This window comes from Vibrio sp. 1402 (assembly GCF_033340275.1).
This window is the reverse complement of the sequence record NZ_JAWOWE010000001.1, coordinates 731,372-755,720: the sequence shown is the minus strand read 5'-3', so window position 1 is coordinate 755,720 and position 24,349 is coordinate 731,372. Positions and strand designations below refer to the sequence as shown.

The 24,349-nt window shown below is 45.4% G+C and carries 19 protein-coding genes and 1 tRNA gene; 10 read left to right on the top strand and 10 right to left on the bottom strand.

The genetic code is table 11. From position 1 onward, the window contains the following. Positions 1 to 64: 64 nt before the first annotated feature. Positions 65 to 1,414: a sigma-54-dependent transcriptional regulator gene (locus R7044_RS03285; protein ID WP_053349389.1), complete on the top strand. Its 1,350-nt coding sequence runs from the start codon at positions 65 to 67 to the stop codon at positions 1,412 to 1,414. 43 nt (positions 1,415 to 1,457) lie between these two features. Here R7044_RS03285 and R7044_RS03280 read toward each other — a convergent pair whose 3' ends face one another. Then, on the bottom strand, positions 1,458 to 2,666 hold the full coding sequence (locus tag R7044_RS03280) for a GGDEF domain-containing protein (RefSeq protein WP_225455349.1): 1,209 nt from the start codon (positions 2,664 to 2,666) through the stop codon (positions 1,458 to 1,460). A gap of 103 nt (positions 2,667 to 2,769) precedes the next feature. Then, positions 2,770 to 4,080: a branched-chain amino acid transport system II carrier protein gene (gene brnQ, locus R7044_RS03275; protein WP_064376706.1), complete on the bottom strand. Its 1,311-nt coding sequence runs from the start codon at positions 4,078 to 4,080 to the stop codon at positions 2,770 to 2,772. An 836-nt stretch (positions 4,081 to 4,916) separates the two neighbouring features. On the opposite strand from brnQ, the gene R7044_RS03270 reads away from it, so the two are divergent. The 5 genes from R7044_RS03270 (at position 4,917) to R7044_RS03250 (ending at position 10,321) form a co-directional block, all read left to right on the top strand. Beyond that, positions 4,917 to 5,927, top strand: coding sequence for a TAXI family TRAP transporter solute-binding subunit (locus tag R7044_RS03270; protein WP_017635521.1), 1,011 nt, complete (start codon positions 4,917 to 4,919; stop codon positions 5,925 to 5,927). An 88-nt stretch (positions 5,928 to 6,015) separates the two neighbouring features. Then, positions 6,016 to 8,139: a TRAP transporter permease gene (locus tag R7044_RS03265; RefSeq protein ID WP_225455348.1), complete on the top strand. Its 2,124-nt coding sequence runs from the start codon at positions 6,016 to 6,018 to the stop codon at positions 8,137 to 8,139. 8 nt (positions 8,140 to 8,147) lie between these two features. Continuing rightward, positions 8,148 to 9,380, top strand: coding sequence for an L-2-hydroxyglutarate oxidase (gene lhgO / locus R7044_RS03260; RefSeq protein WP_005374181.1), 1,233 nt, complete (start codon positions 8,148 to 8,150; stop codon positions 9,378 to 9,380). Positions 9,381 to 9,524: 144 nt separating this feature from the next. Continuing rightward, complete coding sequence (locus tag R7044_RS03255) at positions 9,525 to 9,842, top strand: GrpB family protein (protein ID WP_033906247.1); 318 nt, start codon at positions 9,525 to 9,527, stop codon at positions 9,840 to 9,842. Next, positions 9,839 to 10,321 (top strand): hypothetical protein, encoded by a 483-nt coding sequence (locus R7044_RS03250; RefSeq protein WP_033906248.1) that lies wholly within the window; start codon positions 9,839 to 9,841, stop codon positions 10,319 to 10,321. The genes R7044_RS03255 and R7044_RS03250 overlap by 4 nt, the downstream gene beginning before the upstream one ends. 46 nt (positions 10,322 to 10,367) lie before the next feature. On the opposite strand, the gene R7044_RS03245 is transcribed toward R7044_RS03250, so the two are convergent. The 3 genes from R7044_RS03245 to R7044_RS03235 form a co-directional block, all read right to left on the bottom strand. Continuing rightward, complete coding sequence (locus R7044_RS03245) at positions 10,368 to 10,760, bottom strand: hypothetical protein (RefSeq protein WP_033906249.1); 393 nt, start codon at positions 10,758 to 10,760, stop codon at positions 10,368 to 10,370. Between the two features lie 174 nt (positions 10,761 to 10,934). After that, positions 10,935 to 11,933 carry a cytochrome d ubiquinol oxidase subunit II gene (cydB, locus tag R7044_RS03240; protein WP_033906250.1) on the bottom strand — a complete coding sequence of 333 codons (999 nt, stop codon included), beginning with the start codon at positions 11,931 to 11,933 and terminating at the stop codon, positions 10,935 to 10,937. A gap of 10 nt (positions 11,934 to 11,943) precedes the next feature. After that, a complete protein-coding gene (locus tag R7044_RS03235) occupies positions 11,944 to 13,332 on the bottom strand; it encodes a cytochrome ubiquinol oxidase subunit I (RefSeq protein ID WP_033906251.1) in 1,389 nt (462 codons plus the stop codon). A gap of 159 nt (positions 13,333 to 13,491) precedes the next feature. Here R7044_RS03235 and R7044_RS03230 point away from each other — a divergent pair, with 159 nt between their 5' ends. Both R7044_RS03230 and R7044_RS03225 read left to right on the top strand, forming a co-directional pair. Beyond that, positions 13,492 to 14,736 (top strand): NADH:ubiquinone reductase (Na(+)-transporting) subunit B, encoded by a 1,245-nt coding sequence (locus R7044_RS03230; RefSeq protein WP_033906252.1) that lies wholly within the window; start codon positions 13,492 to 13,494, stop codon positions 14,734 to 14,736. 298 nt (positions 14,737 to 15,034) lie between these two features. Next, entirely contained in the window at positions 15,035 to 16,435 is a 1,401-nt protein-coding gene (locus R7044_RS03225) for a tryptophanase (protein WP_005384172.1), read from the top strand. Between the two features lie 78 nt (positions 16,436 to 16,513). Here the strand turns inward: R7044_RS03225 and R7044_RS03220 are convergent, their stop codons facing one another. Continuing rightward, complete coding sequence (locus R7044_RS03220; protein ID WP_005374167.1) at positions 16,514 to 17,125, bottom strand: DUF2913 family protein; 612 nt, start codon at positions 17,123 to 17,125, stop codon at positions 16,514 to 16,516. 32 nt (positions 17,126 to 17,157) lie between these two features. Beyond that, positions 17,158 to 17,241 (bottom strand) — tRNA-Leu (locus R7044_RS03215). Between the two features lie 559 nt (positions 17,242 to 17,800). On the opposite strand from R7044_RS03215, the gene R7044_RS03210 reads away from it, so the two are divergent. Continuing rightward, complete coding sequence (locus R7044_RS03210; protein WP_104980352.1) at positions 17,801 to 19,009, top strand: NupC/NupG family nucleoside CNT transporter; 1,209 nt, start codon at positions 17,801 to 17,803, stop codon at positions 19,007 to 19,009. Positions 19,010 to 19,063: 54 nt separating this feature from the next. Here R7044_RS03210 and R7044_RS03205 read toward each other — a convergent pair whose 3' ends face one another. Further along, the gene (locus R7044_RS03205; RefSeq protein WP_225455347.1) at positions 19,064 to 20,152 is read right to left on the bottom strand and encodes a DUF3541 domain-containing protein; all 1,089 of its coding nucleotides are present in this window, start codon (positions 20,150 to 20,152) and stop codon (positions 19,064 to 19,066) included. Between the two features lie 69 nt (positions 20,153 to 20,221). After that, entirely contained in the window at positions 20,222 to 20,827 is a 606-nt protein-coding gene (locus R7044_RS03200) for an alpha-ketoglutarate-dependent dioxygenase AlkB family protein (RefSeq protein ID WP_053349380.1), read from the bottom strand. A gap of 132 nt (positions 20,828 to 20,959) precedes the next feature. On the opposite strand from R7044_RS03200, the gene R7044_RS03195 reads away from it, so the two are divergent. Further along, positions 20,960 to 22,315, top strand: coding sequence for a diguanylate cyclase (locus R7044_RS03195; protein WP_104976309.1), 1,356 nt, complete (start codon positions 20,960 to 20,962; stop codon positions 22,313 to 22,315). A 387-nt stretch (positions 22,316 to 22,702) separates the two neighbouring features. On the opposite strand, the gene R7044_RS03190 is transcribed toward R7044_RS03195, so the two are convergent. Further along, positions 22,703 to 24,259, bottom strand: a complete 1,557-nt coding sequence (locus tag R7044_RS03190; protein WP_225455346.1) for a DUF3612 domain-containing protein — start codon at positions 24,257 to 24,259, stop codon at positions 22,703 to 22,705. Between the last annotated feature and the right edge of the window lie 90 nt (positions 24,260 to 24,349).

The window sequence follows — 24,349 nt, the reverse complement described above, 5'->3', positions numbered from 1 at the left end:
GTGGTTTTTGCTACCGTTAATAAAGATCGATTTCTTTCCCACCCCACAAAGCAGGCAGTAACTCATGGCTTTTGACGACATCCCTAAAATTGCACTTATCGAAGACGATGACATTGTTCGTCAGGCTACCAGCCAATGGCTGCAACTGGCGGGGTTCGATGTGACCTCATTCAGTTTAGGCGAAGAGGGCAAAGCGGCCATTCTGAGCCAAGAATTTGATGCGATTGTCAGTGACGTTCGCCTGCCAGACACCGATGGTTTGTCGATACTAGAAAGCCTGATTGCCAATCACGTCCCAACGCCAGTTATCTTGATCACCGGACATGGTGACGTCGATATGGCAGTAGGGGCGTTACAAAACGGTGCGTTCGATTTTATTGAGAAACCTTTCCAACCTGAGCGTTTATCCCAACGAGTAACCGAAGCGGTCGAGAGCTATCGCGCACAAACGTCTACTCAAGATCGCCAAGAGTACCTATCTAGCGTTAGCGGCTTAGAAGAGGTGTTGATTGGGCGAAGCCGAGTGATGCAACAGCTTAGAGAACAAGTAGCCAAGTTAGCACGCATTGATACTAACGTGATCATTTACGGCGAAACAGGTTGTGGTAAAGAGCTGGTGGCGACCAGTTTGCATAATGAAAGCCAACGCAGATCCTATCATTTTGTGCCAATCAACTGTGGCGCTATTCCTGAGAACCTGTTTGAAAGTGAGCTGTTTGGGCATGAAGCAGGGGCATTTACCGGAGCGGGTAAAAAGCGCATTGGTAAGTTGGAATACGCGGATAAAGGCACTTTATTCTTTGATGAAATCGAGAGTATGCCGCTGTCCATGCAGGTGAAAGTGTTGCGTTCATTACAGGAACATACGGTAGAGCGCGTTGGGGGCAACCAACAGATCTCAGTTGATTTGAGAGTGATCGCCGCCGCGAAAGAAGATCTCAATGATCATGACGAGTTTCGTCAGGATTTGTACTATCGTCTTAATGTGGCGCAGATCTATTTGCCACCGCTACGTGAGCGAGAAGAAGATGCGTTGATCTTGTTCGAACACTTTGCTCTGAAAAGTAATCCTGAGAGTCGTCTGCTGAGTGAAGCCGATAGAAAGGCCATTCTTGCTTACTCTTGGCCCGGTAACGTACGTGAGCTTAGGAATGTAGCGATGCGTTTTGCATTGGATGAAACCGTCTCCGTGATGGAAATTCTCTCCAGTCGACCATCCTCAACAACCGAAGAGACGCATGCGGGCGTGCCGTTGGCGATTCAGCTACATAACTTTGAACGTAAGGTGCTACATGATTCTTTAGTCAGGCATCATGGACGCATCAATGAGGTGATGCAGGAGTTGGATTTACCACGTCGAACCCTTAACCAAAAGATGCAGAAGTTTGGTTTGAATCGCTCCGACTATACTTAGTGCGATTTCTAGCTAATTCGAAATTACTGGCATAACAAACACGTTATGCGCTTTTGGCTGGAGCTGGGACAAACTTATAATTTAGGTCTTTACCTTCTCCAAACAAGGTAACGAGGTTCCTTCCAGTATGTTTAGAGCTATATAGCGCTTCGTCTGCTTCAGCAAGCGCCTCTTGAAGTGATTGCCCCTCAGATAACTGACTGATACCAAAGCTCATGGTCACTTCAGTTTTAAATGATTGCAAAGCGGTTTCAGTTTCGACCGCAAGGCGAATTTGCTCTGCGACAATTTTGGCTTGTTGTGCTTTTTCGAGCAAAACAATCATGAACTCGTCACCACCAAATCGCACAATGCAGGCTGACTCAGGAAGATGCTTTTTAAAAATAGTGGAGATCGTTGCCATGACGGAGTCGCCAACCGTGTGACCATAGTGATCATTAATCGCTTTGAACTTGTCGACATCAGTCATAATAATGCTGATTGCTTGGCTTTTTTTATGTGCTTTACTAACCAAGTTTGGAACGATTTCTTCCATGGCTCGACGATTATATAGCCCTGTGAGTGCATCTAAATGAGAGATATCATTTATGGATTGCACCAAGCGTCCGTTAATTAACCACAGCATACTAAAGCTCAAAGCAACGATCAGGCAGATGCTAAATAAGAAAGTCAGCTGATGGATAAGGCCTGCGACCATAAAACTTGGTAACTCACCTGAAAAAGTACTCCAAAGCGCCCTAAATCCCATAAAAAAACTAAATCCAAAGAAAGAGTAAGCCATTGCTTTAACAGGGAGCTTTAAGTCCTTTTGGGTACCTTTAAGCATGGCGACACCACTAAAGAAGGTGACGATACAAATATACATGCTCAGATAAATAATGCGGCTTTTGATAGAAGGGTCATGGAAGGTGAAATAGTAAAATGAACCACTGAAAACAGGTGTTAACAAGGTAAGACAGTGAGCCAATTTTAAAGGATATTGACGAAAAATGCTTACGCTATATAGCGTAAGCAAGAAGCCGACTAATATGAGAGTGTTGGCTATGACGATGGTCAGCCAGTCTGGCGCAGAGCCTCTAAAGCCAAGTAAAAAAGGGCCTAAACCAATAAACAGTAGTGATATCGAGAAGGTTTTTAAGCCTTTGACTCTACCCTGAGTGTATTGATAACAAAGCAGACTAATAGAGTAAATGCAAGAGAACAGAATAACGATAAAGTTCAGTGTTCTGATGTCTAGATACTGATTATCCATAGGCGACCCATATCAATCTTTCATTCAGGCAACTCCTTTGCCTGATATCAATAAGCGAGCTACATAGTAACGCACTTATTGAGCGATGTCTTATGTTAAACGGCTATTCATTCACCAGCTCGAATTGTTCGGTTTGGTTGGTTTTCGTCGTAAACAGCAGACCAACAATCATCATAAATACGCTAGGCACAATCCAGCTAGCAAAGTCATTGTACAGAGGCATGTAATTACCCATCCACTCATCAGTGGAACTTGGCATGTAACCTAGGATGTGCAGCGCATCAACACAACCAAACATTAGAGCAGTGAACGCGGTTGCGACGACCATGATTTGCGACATCTTGTCGCGCACTGGTGCCATGATCATCAATGCAATCGCTACTGGGTGAAGCGCCACAACCGCTGGTAATGTGATAGCCAATAGTTGCTCTAGACCTACGTTGGCGATCAAACCTGCCAATACCATGGTCGTGATCACGCAGCCTTTGTAGTTCACTTTGCTGAAAGTGTTGTCGTAAAACTCACTGCCTGCTGTGGTTACGCCGATAGCAGTAGTCAAACACGCCAATACCATCACGGCACCTAGTAATAGTGAGCCAAATGCGCCGAAGTGGCTGAAGGTGAACGCCGTTAAAATGTCGCCACCATTGCTGAACTCAGAACCCAAGTATGAGCTTGTTGAGCCAATGTAAGCCAATGAGATGTAAACAAACGCCATGGCAACCACGTACATCAAAGCTGCGATTAGCGTGTATTTTGCGGTGGCTTTCGGACAATCCACACCCATGCTGCGAATCGCGCGGAAGATAATCCAACCAAAACCGATAGAACCTAGCGCATCCATGGTCATGTAGCCTTGGGTCAAGCCTTCAGCAAATGCGCCAGATACGTATGGTCCCGTTGCGGCAGTTAGCTCTCCTGCAGGAGAAACCAAAGCAGTCACGGACATGATGATTAAGATCGCCATTAATGCAGGCGTTAAGATCTTGCCTAGGTTGTCGACCAATTTACCCGGATATAGGGCAAATAGAATGGTGATAGCACAGAAGGCAATAGTGAAAGGCACCAAAGCGGCATCACCAAACATTGGTGCAAAGCTAAATTGGTAAGCGACGGTAATCGCACGTGGGATTACGAACGCAGGGCCAATCACAATAAATACCATTACCCAAAAACTGGTCGCCAAAGGTTTAGGTAGGGCAGCGGTTAATTTGTCTGAACCGTTTACGATAGCCACCATCACCAGTGCCATCGCAGGCAGACCTACACCCGTCAAGAGGAAGCCAGACATCCCGCTCAGAAAGTTTTCACCTGCTTGGTAACCCAAAAATGGAGGGAAGATCAGGTTACCCGCGCCTAAGTACATGGCGAAAGTCATGAAGCCCAAAGCGGCGATATTGCGTGCGCTTAACATTGTTATTCCTCTTATGTTTCGCTTGGAAGAAACTGAAAGGAATGGGAGGAGTATGTGGTGTTCCCGTCAGCTTCTTCTCAAGCTGACAGAAAGTTTAGATATAGCCTGTCAGCTCTGAATCAGTTTCAGAGAGAGCAGGAGGATCGCAGCAGCAACGCCAGATGGGCGTTTTAAAGCGAATTGTAATTGCGCAGTTGCTGACATAGGTGATCCTTAATGACGAAAAAATACCAAGGAATACGTTTGCCTTGGCGTGTTGTTACCCTAACGAACATCGGGCTATTGGCACAACCCCGAAGTAGAAAATAAGTTGATACGGTCAATGTTTGTTTCTGAACTGGTGGATCGAACTGGTTTTTAAATTCAAAATTAGAATAAATGACTTTTCATTTCTTTAACATGGCTTGTTTTGCTGTATTTTTGTGCTATTTGTAGTCGTTTAGGCTATAAACCTCCGCTGATAAAGTGAGCAGCTTAGAATGATGCGCTTTTTCTTCTTATTGTTAAGACGATCATTAGTTGCAGTTCAATCCAAAATTGCATCGGCAAAATATTGCTTATTAGTGAATCGTGCATTTATTTTGTCTTGATCACATTTTTTTAACCTTTTGCGATCTAGGCGTGCAACCTTCTTCTCTTCAATGAGCAAGATCTTGCTCATTACTTTGCTATCAAATCAGCATAATTTTGCTCATTTTTGATGTCTTTCAGCGCTTAGTTCAATAAATACAAAGGGTTAAAAGTTGGCATTTCAATTGCTCTAGGGAATGTGTTGTTAATAAAGGTTTAACATGATGTAAATCCCCAATCGTGAAACGACTACACGGAGAGTAATAATGAAAATGAATAAGCTGGTAAAAGCTTTGGCTGTCGCTGTGACTTCTTTTGGTATTGCTGCTAACGCTGCGGCAGAAGATCGTAGCTACATTCTTGCAACGGCATCGACAGGTGGTACTTACTACCCTGTGGGCGTAGCGTTGGCGACGTTAAGCAAAGTGAAATTGGCACCAAAGCACCACTTCTCCCTTTCTGCAATCAGCTCTGCGGGCTCTGGTGAAAACGTCAAACTGCTGAACGAAAACGAAGCACAGTTCGCGATTCTGCAAGGTCTTTACGGTGCATGGGCTTGGTCTGGTGAAGGTCCTTATGAGAAGAGCGGTCGCCAAGAACAGCTGCGTTCGGTCTCTATGTTGTGGCAAAACGTTGAGCACTTTATTGTTCGCTCTGACCTAGCAAAAACGGGCACAGTGACTGACCTGAACAATCTAGACGGTAAGAAGTTCTCTATCGGTAAGAAGAACTCAGGTACTGAGAACTCTGGTCGCCAAATCATGAAAGGTCTGAAGGTAGATCCTGATAAATTCAATCTTGCTTACATGGGCTACGGCGGCAGTGCGAGCGCACTTCAAAACGGCACCATTGACGGCATGAACACGCCTGCAGGTGTACCTGTTGGTGCGGTCACTCAAGCTTTTGCTGCGTTGGGTAAAGACATTTCGATCCTTTCGTTTACTGACGAGCAAATCAAAGAGGCAAACGGCAACTACAACCTATGGACGAAGTACGAGATCCCTGCGAACACGTATCCAGGTCTAGATAAGCCGATCACCACCATTGCACAGCCTAACTTCTTGGCAGTTCGTGAAGATATCTCGGAAGAGGACGTTTACCAGCTAACCAAAGCGATCTACGAGAACCTGCCTTTCCTACAAGGTATTCATAAAGCAACCAAAGCAATGGCAATTGAGAAAGCAATTGCAGGCTTGCCAGTGCCTCTTCACCCAGGTGCGGTGCGTTACTACAAAGAAATGGGCATCGAAATCCCATCAGACCTAATGGCGAAATAACGCCAACTTCGCCCCGAGTTTCGGCTCGGGGCATTTTATCCCTACCGATTTCTAAGATGGAAAAAGCCGCCAGAGCTTGGAGTATGAGATGAGCGACTCAATAGAAAAGGAATTGCAGAAATTTGAGCTGCCCACGCGCACTGATTTTCCGTGGGTAACCACCACAATCACAGTGTTTGGCGTGGTGTTGTCTGCTTTGCACATTTGGTTTAATACCTTATCGACGTTACCAGAGCTATGGATTTCCGCGACCCACTTTGCTGGCTTTGCGGTGATTTGTGCGCTTTGGTATCCGGCTCATATCTCTCTCAAGCAGAGTAAGATTGCACTCGGCATCGATGTGTTAATTGCCATGGGCGCAGTCGCGTGTTTGCTCTACATTCCCTATGCCGAAGATGCGCTGTATGAACGTGGCGTCAAGTTCGTGACCAGCGATTGGGTCTTCGCCATCATGGCAATCCTGATTGTGATTGAGCTTATCCGACGCACCATGGGTTGGTTTATTCCAGTGCTGATTGTGGTGTGCCTGAGCTACGTTGTGCTTTGGGGTAAGTGGGCGACAGGTATTTTCCACTTCCCGGGTTTGAGCATGGAAACCTTGCTCTACCGTAGCTTCTATTCTTCTGAGGGCATGTTTGGCTCTATCTCGCGCATCAGTTGGACTTTCGTATTCATGTTCATTCTGTTTGGTGCGTTTCTTGTGCGCTCTGGTGTCGGTGATTACATCATCAATGTGGCACGTGCTGCGGCTGGCAAAATCATTGGTGGTCCCGGTTTTATCGCAGTGATTGGCTCGGGATTGATGGGCTCAGTATCTGGATCTAGTGTGGCAAATACGGTTTCAACTGGTGTTATCAGTATTCCTTTAATGCAAAAAGCAGGTTTCCCTTCGCGCTTCGCGGCGGGCGTTGAAGCTGCGGCGTCGACAGGTGGTCAGTTGATGCCACCAGTGATGGGCGCGGGTGCTTTCATCATGGCGTCTTACACGCAAATTCCTTATGTTGATATTATCGCCGTTTCTTTCATTCCTGCTCTTATCTATTTCTTGTCTGTGGCGTTCTTTGTGCGTATCGAAGCCAAACGCAGCGGCGTGCAAAAAATCACGACCAGTGATGAGTCTCTACTGAAAGTGTTGATCAGCGGTTGGCACAACCTTATCCCGCTGGCGGTATTGGTTACTTTGTTGGTTCAAGGTTTTACACCGACTTACGCTGCGGGCTTGTCGATCATCTCAGTGGTGGTGGCGTCTTGGTTCTCGAAAGATCACAAGATGGGACCAAAAGCGATCATCGAAGCACTTTCACAAGGCGCGAAAAACATGGCGACAACTGCCGTGTTGCTGGTGGGTATTGGTCTGGTGATCAATGTGATCAGCACAACGGGTATCGGCAACACGTTCTCACTGATGATCGACGGTTGGGCGAATGGCGACTTGTTCATCATGATCGTTTTGATTGCGCTCGCTTCTCTTGTTTTAGGTATGGGTTTACCTGTGACAGCGGCGTATATTGTATTGGGTACACTGTCTGCCCCTGCGCTTTACAAGTTAATTGCCGAAAACCAATTGCTTGAATTGATGGTGTCAGGTCAATTGCCTGAACAAGCAAAAGCCATCTTCATGTTGGCGGCGCCAGAAAAGCTGGAACTGCTTAATGCACCAATGGCGTTGGAAACTGCGAAAGAAATGGTGGCGCTAGTACCTGCGGACTTTATGGAAACCCTACTAGAGCAAAGTTTGGGTATGGAAGCGGTAGGCTTGGCGTTGCTGGCTGCTCACCTCATCATCTTCTGGTTATCGCAAGACAGCAACGTTACGCCTCCAGTGTGTTTGACCGCATTTGCAGCAGCGACCATCGCTAAAACACCGCCAATGCGCACTGGTTTGATGGCATGGAAAATTGCCAAAGGTTTGTATCTTGTACCGCTGTTGATTGCTTATACAGGCTTAGTCAGTTGGGATGTGACGTCAGTGATTACCGTGGGCTTCTTTGCCATCATCGGTACCTATGCATTGATTGGTGCGATTGAAGGCTACTTGGAAGGTCCTCTAATCATTCTGACGCGTCTCTTGTTGGTAGTGGTAGGTACATTGCTAGTTTGGCACGACATCCCAATGTTGGTTCGTGTGGCAAGCTGCGCGGTATTTGTCGCGGTGTTCATTTACAGTGGTCGCAAGTTCAAATTGCAACAATCTCAACTATCGGTTTTATAAGAGGTCGTATGAAATCAGTCTATGACTACATTATTGTCGGTGGCGGTATCGTCGGCGTATCGACAGCATGGCAACTGCAACAACGTCACCCAGACAAATCCATTTTATTGGTTGAGAAAGAGTCCGGTTTTGCCAAGCACCAAACCGGACACAATAGCGGTGTGATTCATGCTGGGGTGTACTATGCTCCGGGCAGCTTAAAAGCCGACTTTTGTAAGCGTGGGGTAGAGCGAACCATTTCGTTCTGTGCTGAGCACGATATTCCGGTGGAGAACTGTGGCAAGTTGTTGGTTGCGACTAATGAGCAAGAAGTCGAACGCATGAATGCCCTCTATGAGCGCTGCCATGTCAACGGCATCGACGTAAAGCTACTCGATGAAGTTCAACTCAAACTGGCTGAACCAAACATCACAGGCTTGGGCGCGATTTATGTCAAAACCACCAGTATTGTCGATTATCGTTTGGTCACTGAGCAGATGGCGGAAGAATTCAAAAAACTCGGCGGTCAAATCAGCTTGAGAACCAAAGTGGTGGCTGCCGAAGAGAAGGACGAGGAAGTCCAACTGACCTGCATTTCAGACGGTCAAACGATGCAGCTTAATACTAAGTTCTTGGTTACTTGCAGCGGCTTGATGGCGGATCGCATGACTAAGATGATGGGTATTCCAACTGACTTTCAGATCATCCCTTATCGTGGTGAATACTACCGCTTAGATAGCAAACACGACCAAGTGGTGAATCATCTTATTTATCCAATTCCCGACCCTGACTTGCCATTCTTGGGCGTCCATCTGACTCGCATGATTGATGGCAGTGTGACCGTAGGTCCAAATGCGGTGCAAGGCTGGAAGCGAGAAGGGTACGACAAGGTTAACTTCAGCTTGCAAGATACCATGCAAATGCTCAGTTTCTCCGGTTTCTGGAAGGTGACACAAAAGCATCTAAAAACCGGATTGGATGAGTTTAAGAACTCGTGGTGGAAGCCGGGCTATCTCAAGCTGGTCAATAAATACTGCCCAAGCATCAAGGTCGATGATCTCAAACCATATCCAGCGGGTATTCGTGCGCAAGCGGTGTTATCCGACGGAACCTTGGTTCATGACTTCTTGTTTGCCGAAAGCGCAAGAAGCCTGCACGTTTGTAACGCACCCTCTCCCGCAGCGACATCTGCAATGCCGATTGGGGAGTACATTTGCGATAAGGTGAATGAGAAGATAGAGGCGAAAACCGAGACGGTTTAACAGTAGAAAGCCAAACCAAAAGTACACCAGAGATGACTCTATTTGTTGAGTAATTAGTGTCGGGTGTGCCGGAAGTTTGGCTTTTACTTTGGTGATTGGATAATTTCCTTCTTATGATATTTGGATTTATTAGGAGAGGGATGGATGAAACTAGGTTTAGCCAACTACAACGTAGGTGTTGTTAAGCATGATCCTGCATGTCGACAGGATTTTGCACGCAGCCGATCTGAACTGGCGTTAGTGACGGAGATGATGTCAACTCAAATCGAGCATATTGGCAGTACTGCCATTTTGGATATGCCTGCCAAACCTATTATCGATATGGTACTAGGTATTGCGCACTTTCCTCATGTTTCTCTAAAACTTTCTTTGATGGAACAAGCTGAAATTACCATCGAAAAATATACGGATGCTAAGGCAAACTTCGTACGTAAAGTCATAGATGAGTTGAAGACAAAATGAAGAAACGGCTTGGATTCATTTTACTTTGTAGTGCATTTCATTCTTTTGCGTATCAACTGCATGAGCGCGACGAGAGCTATGTATTAATTGGTCATGAGCTCAGTGCTGGCTATATCGTTTATGTACCAGGCTCTATGGAAGCAGAAATTACCAATGTGTTTAAATTTGATTGTGAAGGCAGTCGTGTTGAAGCTGTGAAAATTGGTAGCGAGATTAATAACGCTGCGACATATGGCGAGCATCTCCAATACTATTTCTTTCTCGTGAGAGATCATCAGTTTCACGTTCCTCTAAGAATTATTGAATCTTTTAAAACGGTTGATAAAAAGTCAAAAGAGGTTCTATCAGAACATTTACCTTTCACAAAAAATGATGACCTTGGGTTAGCTTGTGATTTAGTTAGGCCTCAGGTTGAAAGCTATTACTTTTCCCAAGCTTTTGAAGCGATACCTAAACATACCAACAATAAAGGCGACTGAATCAGTCGACTTTATTGTGTCGGCTGTAGAGTCGTAGTGTCTATTGCTATTTAGGGCAGAGTTCGCCTTTCTTTGCGTGTCTTTCGATCATGTAATCGCCTCGGGCACTGTGCAATACAATTGCATTCCAGACTTGACCATCTTGCAACTCGAACTCAAACGCATAATGGGTGCCGCCGACCATTTTCGTTCTCACCTCATGAATTGCTTTCAATTTATCATCGGCATTCATTTGATAAAGCACCATGTTGAGTGAGCGTCTGGCGTCAGGAGTTGCTTCAGCAAGTTGCCAATGACCCTGCTCGTTTGTTGCGGAGCAAATAGACCGCATTTTACTTTTCATGGCGGATGACATCTGCTTGTCTACGGCCAATGCATTTGGTGAAAACAGTGGAACCGTCAAAGGAATCAAAGTTACCAGAAACCGCTTTAAGGTCATAAAAACACTCCGTTGTTTTACTCTTGCTTGAGTATAGACCTCAATGGCTTCAGATGTGGTGCAGTCGACTCTGGGCCTACAATATCGCAGTTCGTATCAACGAACTGATGATAAACAAGGCGACCACGCTTGCCAGCCAAATGCCAATGAACCACAAAATGGGCTTTAGTTTCATCAGTGATATCCTTCTCCACGTTTCATCTTGCCGCGGAACACCCAGTACGAATAAGCCGTGTAGGCTATGATCAGAGGAAGTAATACCACCGCACCGGCAAGTAAAAATGCCAAACTCTTATCTGGCGCAGCGACGTCTTGATAAGTGAGTGCGAATGGGACCAAGTAAGGGAATGTACTGACACCGAAACCCATCGCGGACACAAGAAACAGGCCGATCGCAAGAACGTAGGCTCGGACGGCTTTGTGGTCGAGTAAGGCTTTGAATAGCTGCCAAATAAGTGCCGCTGCAATAATTGGTAAAATGAAAAACAGTAGCGAGTTTGGTAATGAGAACCAACGTTCAAATACGATATTTTGGCTCAATGGCAGCCACAAACTGGCGATGAATATACAGGCTACCATCGCTAGTCCCCATCGTCGCGCGGCCACGTAATAGCGCCCCATCAGCTCTTTTGGAAGCTTGATTAATAACCAGCATGAACCGAGCAGAATATAAGCACAAACAAGCGCCAGGCCACAAAATACGCTAAATGGTGAAAGCCAATCAAACCATCCACCTGCGTATGCTCGTTCACTAACCTCTATACCTTGGAGCAGGGTTCCGAGCATAATGCCTTGCATCAATGCCGCGGTGAGTGAACCAATGAAAAAAGCGCTATCCCATAAAAACTTTCCGCGTTGTGTTCGGAAGCGATACTCAAAAGAAACCCCACGCAGAATTAACCCGAGCAGCATTAAAATCAGGGGAGCATAGAGTGCTGGCATAATGACCGCGTAGGCGAGGGGGAACACGGCAAAAAGCCCACCTCCGCCAAGAACTAGCCAAGTTTCATTCCCATCCCAAACAGGAGCGATGCTGTTCATCATCATGTCGCGCTCTTCATCGTCATTAGCGCTGAGGAATAGGATACCAATACCGAGATCAAAGCCATCTAACGCGACATAAATCAGAACGGCGAGCCCAATCAAAGCGTACCAAATTAATGCGTAATCCATGAGTAAGCTCCTAGGTTAGATGGTTAGAATGTGTGATGGCATCGGTTTTCGTGCCATCAGGAAGTCGGCTATCTAGACCTTCTTCATATCGAGTTGGAGACTTGCGCATCAAACGTAGGAGATAGAAGAAGCCAGCTCCAAAAACCACAAAGTAAACCACGATGAACGCCGTCAGGGAGACGCTCACCGCGGCGGCATCAATAGGCGATGCCGAATTGGCTGTGGTTAAAAGACCGTATACGGTGTAAGGCTGTCGACCGACTTCGGTAGTTATCCAGCCTGCTAAAACTGCAATGAACCCCGCTGGGGCAAACAGCACACAAATACGTTGAAGTGCCCTCGAATCAAAAAGTTTGCGACGTTTTCTTAGCCAAAGGCTCCACAAACCAATAACAAGCATGCCAAAACCAAGTGCGACCATGACTCGGAAAGACCAGAAAACGATAGATACAGGAGGGTGTTCCTCCTCTGGAAAAGCATCTAATCCCTTCACTTCACCGTTGAGGTCATGAGTTAAAATCAAACTACCGAGTTTGGGGATTTCCAGTGCGTATTCCATACGTTTTTCTTCATCGTTAGGGATACCGAAGAGGAGCAATGGCGCGCCTTGGTGAGACTCATAGTGCCCTTCCATCGCGGCGACTTTGGCGGGTTGATGTTCAAGGGTGTTTAATCCATGCATGTCTCCAGCAACGATTTGAATTGGTGTCACGATAGCAGCCATCCACATTGCCATCGAGAACATAATTCTGGCTAGAGGGTTATGGTTTGCTTTTAGCAAGTGATAAGCGGCAACGCCGGCTACAACAAAAGCAGTAGTAAGGTAAGCGGCGAGCAACATATGAACGAGCCGGTAAGGGAAGGAAGGGTTGAAGACAATCGCCCACCAGTCTTCTGGGATAAACTGTCCGGCTTCGTTGATACTATAGCCCGCTGGTGTTTGCATCCAACTATTAACCGAAAGTATCCAAAACGCAGACAAAAACGTCCCGAATGCAACAATACAAGTCGCGGCGAAGTGAAGCTTCTTACCCACCTTATCCATACCGAAAAGCATCACGCCTAGAAACCCCGCTTCGAGGAAAAACGCAGTAAAAACTTCATAACCCATTAGTGGGCCTAGGATTGGGCCTGTTTTGTCGGCAAACACGCTCCAGTTAGTACCGAATTGATAGCTCAACACGATGCCACTCACCACACCCATACCAAAACTGATGGCAAAGATTTTGAGCCAGTACTTATAGATTTGCATGTACTGTTTGTTGCCCGTTTTTAAGTACAAGCCCTCTAATACAGCGAGATAACTTGCCAAACCAATCGTAAAAGCTGGAAAAATAATGTGGAAAGAGACAGTAAAGGCAAATTGGAATCTAGCTAGGTCAATGGCGAGTGTGTCCATGAGCGGTCCCTTTTTCGTTGGATAAACTGTTCGCCGGATTTAAAGAGGAGACAGAAGAGTGGCGAACAAGGTGAAATACGAAGAAGGAAGACGAAGAGATTAAAAAACGATCGCTTTTTACACATGTGCGTACCATCTTTTAGATAAAGGAGGAGTGTTATGAGCCTTAAAGATTACTTTGAGAAAGCGACACCTAAGTTTGGTCCAGGTGGGAAGTATCACAAGTTCTACCCACTTTTCGAAGCTGTCGAAACCATTTTTTACACGCCTGGTAAGGTAAACCAGGGCATGACTCACGTTCGAGATAGCATCGATTTAAAACGTATTATGATCATGGTGTGGTTGGCGGTCTTCCCTGCCATGTTCTGGGGTATGTACAACATAGGCCAGCAAGCGAGTGATGCCTTGTTGTATGGAATGGATCAAGCCTCAGCTCAGCAAGCGCTTGTTTCTTCATGGCAACTGAGTTGGGTATGGGGCTCGTTAGATGCGGTTTCACAAGCGGGGTGGGGAAGTAAAATGTGGCTTGGTGCTACTTACTTTCTCCCGGTTTATGCGACGGTGTTTATCGTTGGTGGTTTCTGGGAAGTTCTGTTTGCTATTGTGCGAAAGCATGAGGTAAATGAAGGCTTTTTTGTCAGCTCTATACTCTTTGCGCTGATCCTTCCTCCGACAATTCCACTATGGCAAGCGGCTTTAGGTATCACTTTCGGTATTGTTGTGGCGAAGGAGATTTTCGGTGGTACTGGACGAAACTTCCTAAACCCAGCTCTGGCAGGGCGCGCGTTCTTATACTTTGCCTATCCTGCCAACATGTCCGGTGGTGCTGTGTGGGTCGCGGCTGATGGTTACTCTGGCGCTACTCCACTTAGTCAATGGTATGAAGGCGGGCAAAGTGCTTTGATAAATAATATGACAGGACAAACAATTTCATGGGGAGATGCTTTTGTTGGTAATTTACCAGGCTCAATGGGTGAAGTCTCCACGTTGTTGATCGCACTAACAGGCTTGGTTCTCATCTTTATGAAGATTGCGTCGTGGAGAATTGTTGCGGGCGTGTTGGTCGGTTTAATCGGAGCTTCATTACTATTGAATGCGATCGGTTCAGACTCTAACCCCATGTTTTCCATGCCGTTCTACTGGCACTTCGTGATTGGTGGGGTTGCGTTTGGTACCTTCTTTATGGCGACAGACCCTGTCTCGGCAGCTTTTACCAATAACGGGAAATGGGCATACGGAGTATTAATCGGCGTGATGACGATTTTTATCCGAGTGCTGAACCCGGCTTATCCAGAAGGCATCATGTTAGCGATTCTATTTGCTAACTTATTCGCGCCACTTTTCGATTACCTAGTCAAAGAAAGTAATATCAAACGCAGAATGAAAAGGGCGAGACCTTCTTAAAATGAGGGTAACCTCACTGAAAGTTGATTGAAAACTGCACTATATTGAAAAGGTCAGAGACATGGGGTTTCTGACTTTTTATTTTTATCAGGAGGACGAAGACGATGAGAATAAAGGATATTCTCGATAGCCGTTTGGTGCTGTCGTTCTGGTATAACCTAGACTACTGCTTGTCTCTTCTTAGTAAAATCTCTTCTCGTTGATTTCCTCAATGCAATCGCATTGAAAAGCATTCTATCTATTTGTTTTTTAGTCTTACGTGAAACTGCGTAGGGCAATGCGTATAAGGAAATTAACAATGAAACGTATTCCAGAACCTTTCCGTATCAAAATGGTTGAGCCAATCAAAATGACGACTTTGGCAGACCGTGAAGTCGCGTTAAAAGAAGCGGGCTATAATCCATTTCTTCTTCGTAGTGATGATGTTTATATCGATTTGCTGACTGACTCTGGCACTGGTGCCATGAGTGATAATCAGTGGGCTGGCATCATGATGGGGGATGAATCCTATGCGGGGAGTCGAAATTACTACAACCTGTGTGATGCAGTGGAGCACTTCTTCGGTTATAAGCTCACCGTGCCTGCACACCAAGGGCGTGGTGCCGAGCAAATTTTGTTCCCCGCTTTGATTGAGCGTATGCGTCAGGTGCGTGGTGGCGAAACGCCAGTATTTATCTCGAACTACCATTTTGATACCACAGCGGGTCACATTGAACTCAATGGCGGTAAAGCGATTAACGTGGTAACGGAAGAAGCATTCGACACCACTACGCCTTATGATTGGAAGGGCAATTTTGATATCGATAAGCTGGTGGCAACAATTGAAGCGCACGGTTCGCATAACATCTGTGCAATTATCACCACGATTACTTGTAATAGCTCCGGTGGTCAGCCTGTGTCGATGGAAAACATGCGCAGTGTGTACGAGATTGCAACCAAGTACGATATTCCAGTGGTGATTGACTCGGCTCGTTACTGTGAGAACGCCTACTTTATCAAGCAGCGTGAAGCGGGTTACGAGAATAAATCGATTCTGGAAATCATCCGTGAGATGTACCAGTACGGTGATATGCTCACCATGTCAGCTAAGAAAGACCCGATGGTAAACATTGGTGGCATGTGTTGTATTCGTGATCATAAGGAGTTGTTCCAGGCGGTGCAGACACGCTGCGTACCCATGGAAGGATTTGTAACATACGGTGGCATGGCTGGGCGTGATATGGAAGCGCTCGCTCGCGGTTTGTATGAAGCCGCGGACGAGGATTTTCTTCATTATAGAATTAGCCAAGTTCAATACTTAGGTGAGCGCTTACGTGAAGGCGGGATTCCGATTCAATACCCAACGGGTGGTCATGCGGTGTTTGTGGATGCCGCTAAGATTTTGCCACATATTCCAGCGGATCAGTTTCCTGCGCAAGTATTGTGTAATGCTTTGTACTTGGAAGCGGGTATTCGAGCAGTAGAGATAGGATCGTTGCTGCTTGGTCGAGATCCGGAAACGGGTAAACAAAAAGCGTCAGAGCTTGAGTTGATGCGTTTGACCATTCCACGTCGTGTCTACACAAACGATCATATGGATTACATTGCGGATGCGATTATCGAACTGAAAAATCGTGCACATGAGTTAAAAGGGCTCACTTTCGAGTACGAGCCACCAGTGCTGCGCCACTTTACTGCTCGATTTAAAGAGATCGATTAACTCAAGTTTAAATCTAGATAATCAAAAGGCCGCGAGTTTCGCGGCCTTTTTCGATTCGTTTATTTCTTAGCGTTACAGTTACGCTAACTCTAATGTGATGCGAACGAACTGGTCGTCTTGATACTGCACTTCATAATTGAAGGTACCACTGGCGTAAATGCTGCCAAGGAAAAGTGAACGTTGACTCATTGGTCCGCGGAACAGCATCGAAATAGGAGCGATTAGGGCGTTATTATCATCGAAGTGCTGATTTAAGTTCTCAGAAAGCACACACAGCAAACAGCCGTGTTGGTCGTGAGATAAGTCGACGTCTTCCGGTCGCGATAATAACACGGTAGTCCCCAGTTTCTTCTCAATCTCGTTGATCAGCAGCAAGTAGCTATCTAGATCGGGTTGAGGGTTGCTGGGTTTGTCTGCACCGACGCAGCGCTCGAGTAATGCTTCCAGATTTCCGTTCTCACCTTTTGCCTGCTGAGTCAAAGATTTTAACGGCTTTTTAATCAGCTTATAGCGATTACTCTTCAGTTTTGGTTTCAGCCATTTCTGAAGTAAGTCATTACGTTCTTTAAGGGAGAGGCCATGCGAGGACGCGTGAATTTTAAAGTGCAGGTGTAATAAAGCGTGAACCGCAAGCTCACTCAGAAGTTGATTAGCATCTGTAGACTGTCTTGCCTGCTTAGAACTTTGCATTACACTCGAACAAAATTAGGGAAGAAGGATAATGGTGCCGAGAGAGGGACTCGAACCCTCACACCAAAGGCACTAGCACCTCATGCTAGCGTGTCTACCAATTTCACCATCTCGGCATCATGATGCTCTGAATACTCAGAGGCCTCGAAAGAAGCAACGCGAATTATAACCAAAATCCACCTGTTGGCGAGAGCAAAATGACGAATTTTGGCTCTTTCGAGTTTGATTGCATATTTATTGGTCACTTTTATGTTTTTTACCATCAACGTCTATCCTTATTCCCTTACTTTTATTAATAGTATGACGACAAAAGAGTACTTTTGTCTAAATTTTGAACGCTTGAACGTTTGCGTAAATAAATGTGATGAATATCTCTTTTTGTTGGCTATACTTGCGTCCCGTTTAAGCGGGAATTAGGGTTTAGTTGTTCAGGACCCTTACCCATACAAGCCGTCACATGGAGCAGGCCAAGCAACATGCTCGCCAGCAGTGAATGACCCCACGGACCGGACCAGCTACGTTCAATTGCTTGTATAAGGTAAAAATAAGATGTCGAACTATTCGTTCTGTCTACATTCTGGATCTAAAAGTGAGTTATCGCTCGCTGCGTTGTCCCTTTCTTCTGCCAATTCCTTTGGCTCTTTTTTCTTTTTCAACGTTTAGTAGGTCCAGCTCATGAGTGTTCTATTTAGTCTATTTGGTATTGTTGCACTGCTAGGTTGTGCTTTCCTACTTTCTGAGGGTCGTTCTTCCATTAAATGGAAAACTGTATCTCGCGCCTTGATGCTACAAATGGGGTTTGCTGCGTTAGTGCTCTATTTCCCGTTGGGTCAAGCGGCGCTGGCGAGTTTAAGTAATGGTGTCGCGGGGCTACTCAGCTTTGCTGATGAAGGGATTAAATTCCTCTTTGGTGACCTCGCTTCTTCTGGCTTTATCTTCGCTATTCGTGTCCTTCCTATCATCATCTTCTTCAGTGCTCTTATCTCCGCCCTTTACTATTTGGGCATTATGCAAAAAGTGATTCAATTTATTGGCGGCGCTATCCAGAAGTTCTTGGGTACGAGTAAAGCAGAGTCTTTGGTTGCAACAGGGAACATCTTCTTATCTCAAGGCGAGTCACCACTTCTTATTCGTCCATTTCTTTCTAACATGACTCGCTCTGAACTGTTTGCTGTGATGGCTGGTGGTATGGCTTCAGTGGCGGGCAGTGTGCTTGGTGGTTATGCTGGTTTAGGGGTCGACCTCAAATACTTGATCGCGGCAAGCTTTATGGCAGCACCAGGTAGTTTGATGATGGCAAAAATCATCGTTCCTGAGCGTCAAACGCCAAGCGATTACAACAATATTGAGCTAGATAAATCAGAAGAAAGCAACGTAATTGATGCGCTAGCAAGCGGTGCCATGGGCGGTATGAAAGTTGCCGTTGCTGTTGGTACCATGCTTATCGCTTTCGTGAGTGTTATCGCGATGGTGAACACGGGGCTAGAAAACTTGGGTGAGATACTTGGTTTCTCTGGCGTAACGCTACAAGCGATTTTTGGTTATTTGTTTGCACCTCTAGCGTGGTTGATTGGTGTGCCAAGCCACGAAATTCTAGCTGCGGGTTCATACATTGGTCAGAAAGTGGTGATGAATGAGTTTGTTGCGTTTATCGATTTTGTGCAGCACAAAGCGACACTGTCTGAGCATACTCAAATTATTATCACTTTTGCGTTGTGTGGTTTTGCGAACATTGGCTCAATTGCGATTCAGTTGGGCTCTATCGGCGTGATGGCACCTGAGCGCCGCAAAGATGTTGCAAGTCTAGGCCTAAAAGCGGTTGCTGCTGGTACACTCGCTAACCTGATGAGTGCTTGCTTAGCGGGAATTTTTATCTCTCTCTAATTTAGATTGAAGATCCACACTCAAAACCCGCCTAAATGGCGGGTTTTGTTATTTCTAAGGCTTGGGCATTAAGCCGTAAGGTATCGATTTAAAAGCCTCTGGGTGCTCTTGATAAGTTGGCGCTTTATGTACCCCTTTCCAATCGAGCAGCATGATGGCTAGCACGTTACGGTGTTCGCCGTACTTGAGATCAAAGTTACCGTCGACCGACGGAATCATCCCTTTTTCTGCGTTGATTGCATGACGAATGGCTTGGCGGGTCTTCTTTACGACCGGATCATGGTCCAAGCCTGCTAACAAAAACGAAATGCCGACTTCCGCAATCACGTCTTCTTTGGCGCGCAGTAGGATAGTGTCGATATTGTTGCGAAAGTAATCATAAATCCATTGGTGTTTCTTCTCGCTTACTCGCTCCTGATAATACTGTGAATCGACAAAGATGATGTGCGTCATACCATAGAGTTTGTTCCAATACTGCTGAGCTGAAAGCATCTTATCTTTATCGTCGGGGTAGGTGTCACGGAAGGTTTGAGTGAATTCCTCGACCACATCTTGCTCTCCTAGCTGACGAAGCCAGTAGACTTGGTTTGCAAGCTGAGCTGCCCATGCCTCTATCATCTCTTTGTCCGTAACGTAACGCGAGAAATCGTAGCGCCTAATAATTTTTCTCAGCGTTTTGTCTTGTTTATGCTTTAGGCCATATTCGTTTGCTCTTGCCATTGCGCCAAGCAAATCCACACCAAGATAAAGGTACTCAGGATGGTGTTTAGTCACGGTATAGCGTCGCTGACCTCGTTCGGTTTCTTTCTCTTGATACGTGGTCAGCCTTTGAGATGAATAGAGAATGATGTCTTCTGGTTCAACGACTTCATTAGCAAATTGGTTTAACCGGCTGGCTACTTGTGCCATGTCGGTCCAAATGGCAGCGTGATATTTCTCATCTAATGTTTGGCGGTACATGCGTAAGCCAAAATGGCCCTCTTTAAACGCCGGGAAAGTGAACAGTTCTTGTTCGTAGGTACTACGAATCAACTGCGCTGATTGAGTATTATCGAGAAGCGGTACCTCTTCCTGTGATGCCTGAGCAGCAAAGGTAAGTGAGCAAGAGAGTAAGACCGCTAAGCTAAGAGGTTTAATACGCATAAATCCATTCCCTATGAAGTCCTGAACCTAAACCTACCATCAATATTAATTGAGAATGTAAAAGCTGAGTCAATAGTTAAAAATTTGCCTAAAAGTCAGGTTGATACGTTCATCTTTGGTTTTCGCGGTTTTTGGTACGCAGTGCTTCCAGTGATGCTGAAGCTCGCCAGCCATAATCAGTAAGGAGCCATGAGAAAGCTCGTATTCAATCTCAGTTTTACAATGTAAATTTCTAAGCAAAAATCGACGTGTTTCACCTAAGTTCAAAGATGCGATAACAGGGTTTCTACCTAACTCTGGTTCATTATCTTGGTGCCAGCCCATTGAGTCTTGGCCGTGTCGATATAAGTTAGCGAGAACAGAATTAAAAGTGACATCAGCAACTGATTCACAACGCACTTTCAGCTGAGTTAACTCAGGAGTCCAAGGGTGAGGCTGCATGGTTAAGCCTGAGTAAGTATATGCTGCATCACCGTGCCACGCTTGTAAGCGAGGTTGAAGTACTGACTTGCCGAACATAGTAATGTGTTCTTGGTGCCATGGCAGTGTCTTTCGAAGTTGGTCAAAGTAATTATCCGCCTCAAGATGGTTAAGAAATTGAGGATCATAATAAAGTTTTCCTCTTTCTACTTCTTGCCATAGATCGCCGCCAAATAAATCGCCTTGTTGATGCATCATCTCACACCTAAAACATAAAAGTTGTCAATCACTGTTACCTTTCTGATTATGATTGGTTATTCTTGTGATAATAAGAATTTTAACAATAAATAAAAAATCTCGTAGTTGTATACGAGTTGTGGGGAGAAAATGCGTTATTTACCCAGAAAGCGATGCTATTTTGCATTGTTCTTCCTCACCTTTTTCGCTTTGTGTATTGGAGTTATTGAGCTGTTAAATCGAAACCAGCAAGAGCTTCACAAAGAGCGAGTTCAAGTTGAGGCCAAAGAACAACTTTCCATTCTCCGTTCCAATTTGGAAGCGGTACTTATGGCGGATATCTACAAAGCCAGTACTTTAGCGACACTCATTACGTTACTTCCTAAAAACCAAGAAGAAGAATTGAGTATCGCCGCTCACCGAATCCTAAATAAAAGTAAACATATTACAATCATCGGTATCGCGAAAAATGATGTAATTAGTCATGTATTTCCACGCCAAGGTAATGAGCGCCTAATCGGCCTTGATTACCGCGCAGTGCCACAGCAGTGGGTACAGGTGCAAAAAGCCAAGGATGTACAAGAAATTTTCATCGCAGGGCCAGTGACTTTGATTCAAGGTGGCCGAGGTTTGATCGTGCGTGTGCCTGTTTTTCTTGATCCTCCAATGAATCAGGACTACTGGGGAGTGATCAGTGCGGTGATTGATTTCGATGCTCTGATGAGAGAAACCGGCGTAATTGATTTCTCGTATCGTTACCCTTTAATGATCCGTGGTTACGATAGCGGTGGCTCATTTGGTGATGCTTTCTTTGGCGCGCAAAGTGTAAATAGCATGGCATATGCAAAAGAGATGGTTCATTTTCCTTATGGTGGGTGGAGTATGGTGGTTTTCTCTGGAGGCAAAGCTGATCGCCAAATCTCTTGGCATCAGTTGCATTTAGCTAGAGTAATCGGCTATCCCATTATATTCGCACTTAGCCTCGCGCTGTTCGCCATTTATCGACTGTATACCATTGCAGATGACAGAGCTTTACACGATGAACTCACGCGTTTACCAAACCGTCGCTATTTTATGAAGTTTTACAAGCAGCAGTTTGAAATAGCGAAACGTTATAAAAAGCGTTATAGCTTCGCCTTAATTAATATTGACCTAGATAGGTTTAAACACATTAACGACACCTATGGTCACGACGCAGGTGACAAAGTTTTAATCGCTACGGCTGAAAGGGTAAAAAGCTCTCTGCGTAAATCAGACATCGTGGCCAGAATGGGCGGTGATGAGTTCTTAGTTGTAGTTCATCACCCAGGAACGGAAGAAAATGTTCAGTCCCTTCTACAAAAACTTCGATTAGCGCTATGCTCGACGCCCGTCATTTACGATGAAACGCTTATCTATTTGAAAGCCAGTATTGGGTACGCGATATTTGACCCGAAAATGTCATCTCCTGAGCAAATGATGAAAATAGCCGATGAGAGAATGTATCAACAAAAGCATGGCGGATGAGCCTGAACCCAGTTTCAATAAGGGGTTAGAGGAATGGTAAAGTTGGGAGCCCGAAATCTCATCATCATTGAGGTGCAAGAATATGTGACTTCATATGTTCACAGACACTTTGCTGAGAGAGTCGTTATTAGCAGTGCATTAAGTGGCATATTTGCATAATGTTGCATTTTGCAAATGCAGTTTGCGAAATTAATGGTTAATAAAGCAACGATATGCATCTGGATCTATTAAAAAACGGCTTTTTTAAAGTTGGCACGCATCGTGCTTTACTTAGAGTGACCCTTATTAAGCCGAGGGTCACCTAGCCAACTGACGTTGTTAGTGAATACAAATTGTTCACAAGTATATACCGCCAATCACGTTTATTGTGATTGGCGTTTTTTCTTTCTAAAGCCCGATGATATTCACATCGTTGCCCGTATCATCAGCTTCTCCGCACTTGCTGTAACAACTAGGTTGTCTTGGACAAACCGCACCTCTGGAGCAGATCAACCTTGCTTGGGTTTGAATCCCGCGCTCTATCCAGTTGATGTTTAATATCTTAGCGATAGTCGTTAAGTCTTTTTTGATGTGGGGAGGAATAACACTACTTCCGCCGGAAGCGACACAAAGGGACTTAAGTTCTTCCGCTATGGAAACGGCATCGCCACCTTGTGCAGAAATGGCAGGGTTAAGATCAATACCGGCACATAGCACCCGATTATTCCCCGCAGGATCAAATACGTTGACCGATTCGCAGCAGTAGATACGTGGCTCGTCACCAACATTTAAAATCGAAATTTGCGCTGAACTTGTATCCAAAGGCTGGGAAAGGCGTCGGAATACCGCCCAGTGCTGGCAAGGGTCGTTCACTTTGCGCATGTTGCCCCAAGGCAATGGAATACCATTTCCGCGATACACGGCTTTTAACTTGCCAGGGCCATAGGCATCAAAATAGTGCCAATGAGGGTAAGGCGAGACCACCGTCATGCGACGCATTGCAACAGAAGGAGAAACTCCCGCCTTTTTGTGAACATCAATCTCGTAACCAGAACGGTCAAGCAACTGACGAAAGGGTACTTTGGGGCAAAGCAAGGCACCAGCAAAAAAGCTGGACTCAAAATCACGCCAAGCTTGCAGGATATCTTGCGAATTGAGTTCAGAGTTAGACACAGGGCTGTCCATTTGCTCCCAATTGTTTTGATGCCCGATAGATAAAACGTTATTCATTGCATCGCTGCTATGGAGCACTCGATGGCCGATATATACCGCCAAGTCATACTTCAATCGGGTTGGATAGTCACGCATTCGTTTATTGAGATAAATAGTCCCAGGTGGCTCCATGAAAGACGTAATCAACTGTTTGGCGCTGACGCCCAGTTCATCAATCACATCTTGTGGCGCTCGATCTACCCAGCGGATATCCAATCCCATACTCTTTGCAATGTCTACGAGATCTTCTACAGATAGATTCAACCGCTTCAAGCCGACCTCTTCGGCGGCGCGCTCTAAATCAGGAAAATGGTTTTGATGGTTCTCTTGGTGCGCACGGATCAGCAAGTGAGCAAATTGACGACCTGTGATCCCGGTTTGAGACAGCATTTCTGGTATCGCGATTTGAAGAATATCATTGGAAAACAGGAAGCTCGGCTCCAACGCCATGCCACTAATCCCGCCACGATTTCCTTTGTTGGGTGTGATGGCTTCTAATTCGGGTTCATCATCTAAAAACCACGCCGGATCTTTTTGAAAAACTTCCGCGATCACTTCGAGCATATCGATACTCGGTACGCGTTTTCCGCGCTCAATCATCGAAAGGTAAGAAACCGAAGGAGCGTACTCTGGATTAATTCTTACACAACGGGCAGACAAATCTTCCATCGTTAAATGGTTGTTTTTTCTTAGGTTGCGAATTTTCGTACCAAGAAAATGAGACTGACGAATAAGGCTTTTTGACACAGACATTTTGTAAAATTCACATTGTAAAATTTTTGTTGTGAAATTGTAGTCAATATTTCGCTAGTCTACATAATGAGCAGGCAAGGAAATTAACCA

What these genes read in the sequence shown, in the direction of transcription:
- R7044_RS03285 (WP_053349389.1), top strand. Translation starts at nt 65, where the DNA reads ATGGCTTTTGACGACATCCCTAAAATTGCACTTATCGAAGACGATGAC.
- R7044_RS03280 (WP_225455349.1), bottom strand. Translation starts at nt 2,666, where the DNA reads ATGGATAATCAGTATCTAGACATCAGAACACTGAACTTTATCGTTATT.
- brnQ (WP_064376706.1), bottom strand. Translation starts at nt 4,080, where the DNA reads ATGTTAAGCGCACGCAATATCGCCGCTTTGGGCTTCATGACTTTCGCC.
- R7044_RS03270 (WP_017635521.1), top strand. Translation starts at nt 4,917, where the DNA reads ATGAAAATGAATAAGCTGGTAAAAGCTTTGGCTGTCGCTGTGACTTCT.
- R7044_RS03265 (WP_225455348.1), top strand. Translation starts at nt 6,016, where the DNA reads ATGAGCGACTCAATAGAAAAGGAATTGCAGAAATTTGAGCTGCCCACG.
- lhgO (WP_005374181.1), top strand. Translation starts at nt 8,148, where the DNA reads ATGAAATCAGTCTATGACTACATTATTGTCGGTGGCGGTATCGTCGGC.
- R7044_RS03255 (WP_033906247.1), top strand. Translation starts at nt 9,525, where the DNA reads ATGAAACTAGGTTTAGCCAACTACAACGTAGGTGTTGTTAAGCATGAT.
- R7044_RS03250 (WP_033906248.1), top strand. Translation starts at nt 9,839, where the DNA reads ATGAAGAAACGGCTTGGATTCATTTTACTTTGTAGTGCATTTCATTCT.
- R7044_RS03245 (WP_033906249.1), bottom strand. Translation starts at nt 10,760, where the DNA reads ATGACCTTAAAGCGGTTTCTGGTAACTTTGATTCCTTTGACGGTTCCA.
- cydB (WP_033906250.1), bottom strand. Translation starts at nt 11,933, where the DNA reads ATGGATTACGCATTAATTTGGTACGCTTTGATTGGGCTCGCCGTTCTG.
- R7044_RS03235 (WP_033906251.1), bottom strand. Translation starts at nt 13,332, where the DNA reads ATGGACACACTCGCCATTGACCTAGCTAGATTCCAATTTGCCTTTACT.
- R7044_RS03230 (WP_033906252.1), top strand. Translation starts at nt 13,492, where the DNA reads ATGAGCCTTAAAGATTACTTTGAGAAAGCGACACCTAAGTTTGGTCCA.
- R7044_RS03225 (WP_005384172.1), top strand. Translation starts at nt 15,035, where the DNA reads ATGAAACGTATTCCAGAACCTTTCCGTATCAAAATGGTTGAGCCAATC.
- R7044_RS03220 (WP_005374167.1), bottom strand. Translation starts at nt 17,125, where the DNA reads ATGCAAAGTTCTAAGCAGGCAAGACAGTCTACAGATGCTAATCAACTT.
- R7044_RS03210 (WP_104980352.1), top strand. Translation starts at nt 17,801, where the DNA reads ATGAGTGTTCTATTTAGTCTATTTGGTATTGTTGCACTGCTAGGTTGT.
- R7044_RS03205 (WP_225455347.1), bottom strand. Translation starts at nt 20,152, where the DNA reads ATGCGTATTAAACCTCTTAGCTTAGCGGTCTTACTCTCTTGCTCACTT.
- R7044_RS03200 (WP_053349380.1), bottom strand. Translation starts at nt 20,827, where the DNA reads ATGCATCAACAAGGCGATTTATTTGGCGGCGATCTATGGCAAGAAGTA.
- R7044_RS03195 (WP_104976309.1), top strand. Translation starts at nt 20,960, where the DNA reads ATGCGTTATTTACCCAGAAAGCGATGCTATTTTGCATTGTTCTTCCTC.
- R7044_RS03190 (WP_225455346.1), bottom strand. Translation starts at nt 24,259, where the DNA reads ATGTCTGTGTCAAAAAGCCTTATTCGTCAGTCTCATTTTCTTGGTACG.